The sequence below is a fragment of the Pseudomonas cyclaminis genome, assembly GCF_015163715.1.
Lineage (GTDB): Bacteria > Pseudomonadota > Gammaproteobacteria > Pseudomonadales > Pseudomonadaceae > Aquipseudomonas > Aquipseudomonas cyclaminis.
This window is the reverse complement of the sequence record NZ_JADDUM010000365.1, coordinates 1-4,626: the sequence shown is the minus strand read 5'-3', so window position 1 is coordinate 4,626 and position 4,626 is coordinate 1. Positions and strand designations below refer to the sequence as shown.

The window sequence follows — 4,626 nt, the reverse complement described above, 5'->3', positions numbered from 1 at the left end:
GTCGGGACCGCATCCGGCTTCACATCCAGCCTGGGCGTGGGGATTGCGTCCGGCCTGGGAGGTACGTCAGGTGTATGCCGTGCTTTCGTATCAGGGCAATGACAATGACTGACACTTACGTTTACCTGCACGTTAGCCTTGGCATCGTTGGTGACGGAAACCTCTGGTTTTGGCAATGCTGGCATGACATGCGAGCTGTCCGGCTTACGGCCATCAAGCCGCACTGTGCGAGGGTCGCTTGGCTGCGGATTTACAGGTAAGCCAGGTGTGTCCGGTCTTACCGGGTGTTTACCCGCGTCCGGACTAACAGGCAATTTGCCGGCGTCTGGCGTCACCGGCTGTTTACCCACATCCGAATTGACCGGCAGCTTGCCCATGTCCGGCTTCACAGGCTGCTTACCCGCATCCGAATTGACCGGCAACTTGCTCATGTCCGGCTTCACGGGCTGCTTACCCGCATCCGGATTCACTGGCAACTTGCCCGTCTCCGGTTTTACAGGCTGCTCGCGAGCCTCAGGCTTGCTCCCTGGCAGTTTTGTCGTATCAGGGGACAAGTCAGTCTTGGTATTTCTACCGGACAACATCTCGCGCATTGCTTTAAACACCAGATCAAGCATATCGAACAACTTAGTGAACGCCGCGGAGGTCAGCATGGCCTCACTCTGTGGCGCTCGCGAATTGTCATTGCGTAAGAGCGTCGGACTGGTGTGGGTATTAAGGGTAGCCGTAGACGGGTTCGCACCTGTTTTCAGCGTCGTAGAGGAAGATTGATCCATGGGCGATGTATCGACTTTGACGTAGGGCGAGTTATTAATCGATAGAGACATAATAAAGTTCCTTACTCAACGCAGCCGGGCACTTTGGAATGACCGGAATGGCGCTAGATTTATGGATTTAAAACAACAGCACTACTTCACTGCTAATACATTCGTGGATCGTGAGACCATCGGGTTCCAAAAATCGCGATTCATATAAAGAAATCAAACCAAACTTTCGGATTTTGCCTCGTGACCTGCGCGCAAAGCACATGAATCAAGCGGCTCGCACGCACACCCCATGGACACACACACTAATAAACAGCCCGCCAGGCAACTTAGCGACATAAATCCACAAGACGTAAAGCGGCTGACTGTGATATTTCGCGCACGCAGAGATAACCGCCTGAACTACCAATGCGCTCAATATTAATAAAATGTCGGAAGATAACTCATGTAACAGACACACTTATTCTGCAAATTAAAAACAGCACTTTATCTGTTTATGTAATCCAACACAGAAACAGGTAGAACCCCACCTAAAAATCCGCTCTACAAAACCCCCATAAACGCAAAATGCCCCGCCTCTTTCGATACGGAGCATTTTTTTGAAACACCCAACAGAGGGCTCGGCGCTTGAAGCGCCCTCCAACTCACACCCAAGCGTTACAACATGATTCAGTGGTGAGCGGTATGGGGCATGCCGAGCAAACGGCTGACCTGTTCCAGATCGGTCTCGCGACGCAGGGCGGTAAAAAGCTCCACCGCCTCCGGATAATTGCGTGTCAGCATCGCCAACCATTGCTTCAAACGGCCGGGCGCCTGCTTCTCGGTGAGCTGCGCTACGGACTGGGTCCAGAACTCGCGGAGCATGGGCTGCATCTGCGCCCACGTCATTTGCACGACTTCCTCGCCCGCCCGCGCTGCCGCAATCTGCCGCGCCAGGTCAGGGCGCGCCACCAGGCCACGGCCGAGCATGATGTCCTCTACGCCGCTGATCTCACGGCATCGGCGCCAGTCTTCGACGCTCCAGATATCGCCATTGGCGAACACGGGCACCTTGACCACGTCCTGCACCCGTGGGATCCACTCCCAATGAGCTGGCGGCTTATAGCCATCGGTCTTGGTCCGCGCATGCACCACGATATGCGCCGCACCGCCTTCGGCCAGGGCCGTGGCGCACACCAGCGCGCCGTCCGGGCTATCGAAGCCCAGGCGCATCTTGGCGGTCACCGGGATATGCGCTGGCACGGCACGCCGTACATGCTCGACGATCTGGTTGAGCAACTCCGGCTCCTTGAGCAGCACCGCACCGCCTCGGGACTTGTTGACGGTCTTGGCCGGACAGCCGAAGTTCAGGTCGATCACTTGTGAGCCCAGCTCGCAGGCCAGGGCGGCGTTTTCCGCCAGGCACACAGGATCGGAGCCGAGCAGCTGCACGCGCAAGGGCACACCCGCCGCGGTGTGGGCACCGTGCAGCAACTCAGGAGCAAGCTTGTGGAAATAGGCCGGGGTGAGCAGGCGGTCGTTGACGCGGATGAATTCGGTCACGCACCAGTCAATACCGCCCACGCGGGTCAACACGTCCCGCAGGATGTTGTCGACCAACCCCTCCATGGGCGCCAGAGCAATTTGCATGGGAAACACTCAACAAAAATCGTGGCGCAGTTTACTGGGTTTCCTACGGCAACCGTTAACCCCCTGTCAGGGCGGGACCATAGCCATCGAGAAACTCGGCGGGCATGCGCTTAGGCTTGCCCGTGGACAGTTCGATGCAGACGAAGGTGGTTTGCGCGCGCAGCAGGGTTGCGCCGTCACGCGGGCGGACCAGTTGAAAGCGGCGGGTCATTTTCAAGCGCTGGTCCCAGTCGACAATCCAAGTGGCCAGTTGCAGTTCGTCGCCTTCGTAGCCGGCCGCCAGGTAATCGATCTCGTGGCGCACTACCGCCATGGCCCGGTCCAGGCGGCGATATTCGGTCAGGTCCAGCCCCAGTCGCTGGGAGTGGCGCCAGGCGCAACGCTCAAGCCAAGACACGTATGCCGCGTTATTGGCGTGCCCCAGGCCGTCGATGTCGTCAGGGGCAACCTGCAGATCGATGATAAACGGCGTTGCCAAATCCCAGCCCATGCGGCGCTCCCAGTCGATTAATGTCGGCGGGCAGCAGTGTATCAGGCGCTTTGCCGCTCCTGTAAAGGGCAGCCGGCCAACAGTGCCAGTACGCCGTCGATCACGCGGGGATCGGCCAGCACTTTCTGGTGGCCGCCTTGTTCCAGGCGCAGCAGGCGGCTGTCGAACCAGGCGTCATGAATGGCTTGAGAGGCTTTGACGGGGACGAAGGTGTCGTCTTCGGCGTGCACGATCAGGCCAGGGATATTCATTTGATAGTGGGCTACATCCAAATGCTTGAGCGGCATCCCGAAGGTTTGCTCCACCTCCTGAATAAACGCCGAACGCGCCCGCGCCGGCAAACCGACCATGCGGGTAAAACCGCGTAGCACATCCAGGAAATGCGACGGCGCAGCAATACTGACCAGTGCCTGGGTACGCAACCCCAACTGCACCGCCAGCATCGCACTGGCGCCGCCCATGGAATGGCCGACCACCGCATGCAGCGGCGGCAACTCGGCCGCTGCCTCCAGCATGGCGCGGGCGAACAGCAACACATGGGCTTCACGCCCTGGTGAGCGGCCATGGGCAGGCCCATCCAGGGCAATCACGCAGTAGCCGTTGTCGACCAAGGCCGTGATCAGACTGGCGAACTGGGTTGGACGACCTTCCCAGCCGTGCATCAACAAAACGGCCGGGCCTTGCCCCCAGCGCAGGGCCGACAAGCCAAAGCGCAAGGTGATGCGCTCCGATTGGGCCAGCAGCGGTAATTCCCAGTCGCGGGGCGGCAGTTCGCGCGGAGTCATGAAGGCGCGACGCATCTTGTTGGCCACCGTGTGCGGTGCCACATGCCCCAGCGTGCCGTTGAAACGACGAATCCAGGTTAACGCGCCCATTCTGCGAGCCCTCTTCCTATCGCACCGCCGATTTGGCAGCGCGTATCACACGATCCGACAACTCACCCGGCCCGAGCGCCCGCGCCAACGTCAGCCCGCCGACCATCAAGGCCATGTCCGCCAGGGCCTTGTCAGTGTCCTCCGGGCTGCCGGCCAACTGCGCAGCCATCAACTCGACGTGCTCGTTCAATACCTCGCGGAAGGCGTCCGGCAGACGGCCCATCTCGCCCACCGTTGCAGGCAATGGGCATGCCTGGGAGGTGGAATCACGGTGCTTGCGCGACAGATAAAAGGCCGCCACCAGTGTACGGCGCTCTTCGCCGGTAAGCTGGGTGTCCATATCGTCGATTGAAGCGCGGCGCTGCGCCAGCAATTGGCTGAACGCCTCCAGCATCAACGCATCCTTGCTTTCAAAGTGCGCGTAGAAACCACCGACGGTCAGCCCCGCCGCGCCCATGACTTCACCGACACTCGGCTCGGCCGGACCGCGTTGGATCAACGCCGCGCTGGCGGCCTGCAGAATGCGTTCGCGGGTTTGCGCTTTTTTATCGTTCATCAAAGCCTCCGACTCTCATGGGTTGAATATTATTACCATAATAATATTTAGCAAGCGACAGTCACGACCACTGGTCAGAACAGGAAGAAAGGAAGTGAAAGGAGAATTGGCCAAACGCCAGACAAACAAAAGGGCCATTCAATAATTGAATGACCCTTAAAAATCCCGCAGAGCGGGTAATCGTGGCGTCCCCTAGGGGACTCGAACCCCTGTTACCGCCGTGAAAGGGCGGTGTCCTAGGCCACTAGACGAAGGGGACACAAACCTTCTGTACAACTGATCAGTGCTGAGAACTGATCGATTCAAGGACGG

The 4,626-nt window shown here is 58.8% G+C and carries 4 protein-coding genes, 1 tRNA gene and 1 pseudogene; all 6 read right to left on the bottom strand.

Features of this window, described 5'->3' with window-relative positions:
* Nucleotides 1–653, bottom strand: a pseudogene (locus tag IQK56_RS30480) (hypothetical protein); the annotation flags it as partial.
* Nucleotides 654–1,433: 780 nt separating this feature from the next.
* Nucleotides 1,434–2,393 carry a tRNA dihydrouridine synthase gene (locus tag IQK56_RS30475; protein ID WP_122306647.1) on the bottom strand — a complete coding sequence of 320 codons (960 nt, stop codon included), beginning with the start codon at nucleotides 2,391–2,393 and terminating at the stop codon, nucleotides 1,434–1,436.
* 55 nt (nucleotides 2,394–2,448) lie between these two features.
* Complete coding sequence (locus tag IQK56_RS30470) at nucleotides 2,449–2,883, bottom strand: acyl-CoA thioesterase (protein WP_193864253.1); 435 nt, start codon at nucleotides 2,881–2,883, stop codon at nucleotides 2,449–2,451.
* A gap of 41 nt (nucleotides 2,884–2,924) precedes the next feature.
* Nucleotides 2,925–3,758 (bottom strand): alpha/beta hydrolase, encoded by an 834-nt coding sequence (locus tag IQK56_RS30465; RefSeq protein ID WP_193864252.1) that lies wholly within the window; start codon nucleotides 3,756–3,758, stop codon nucleotides 2,925–2,927.
* 16 nt (nucleotides 3,759–3,774) lie between these two features.
* The gene (locus tag IQK56_RS30460) at nucleotides 3,775–4,314 is read right to left on the bottom strand and encodes a TetR/AcrR family transcriptional regulator (RefSeq protein ID WP_099584017.1); all 540 of its coding nucleotides are present in this window, start codon (nucleotides 4,312–4,314) and stop codon (nucleotides 3,775–3,777) included.
* Nucleotides 4,315–4,497: 183 nt separating this feature from the next.
* Nucleotides 4,498–4,573 (bottom strand) — tRNA-Glu (locus tag IQK56_RS30455).
* Nucleotides 4,574–4,626 lie beyond the last annotated feature (53 nt).

Excerpts from the sequence above, each read along its gene's own strand:
- IQK56_RS30465 (WP_193864252.1), bottom strand. The coding sequence starts at position 3,758 with ATGGGCGCGTTAACCTGGATTCGTCGTTTCAACGGCACGCTGGGGCAT.
- IQK56_RS30460 (WP_099584017.1), bottom strand. The coding sequence starts at position 4,314 with ATGAACGATAAAAAAGCGCAAACCCGCGAACGCATTCTGCAGGCCGCC.
- IQK56_RS30470 (WP_193864253.1), bottom strand. The coding sequence starts at position 2,883 with ATGGGCTGGGATTTGGCAACGCCGTTTATCATCGATCTGCAGGTTGCC.
- IQK56_RS30475 (WP_122306647.1), bottom strand. The coding sequence starts at position 2,393 with ATGCAAATTGCTCTGGCGCCCATGGAGGGGTTGGTCGACAACATCCTG.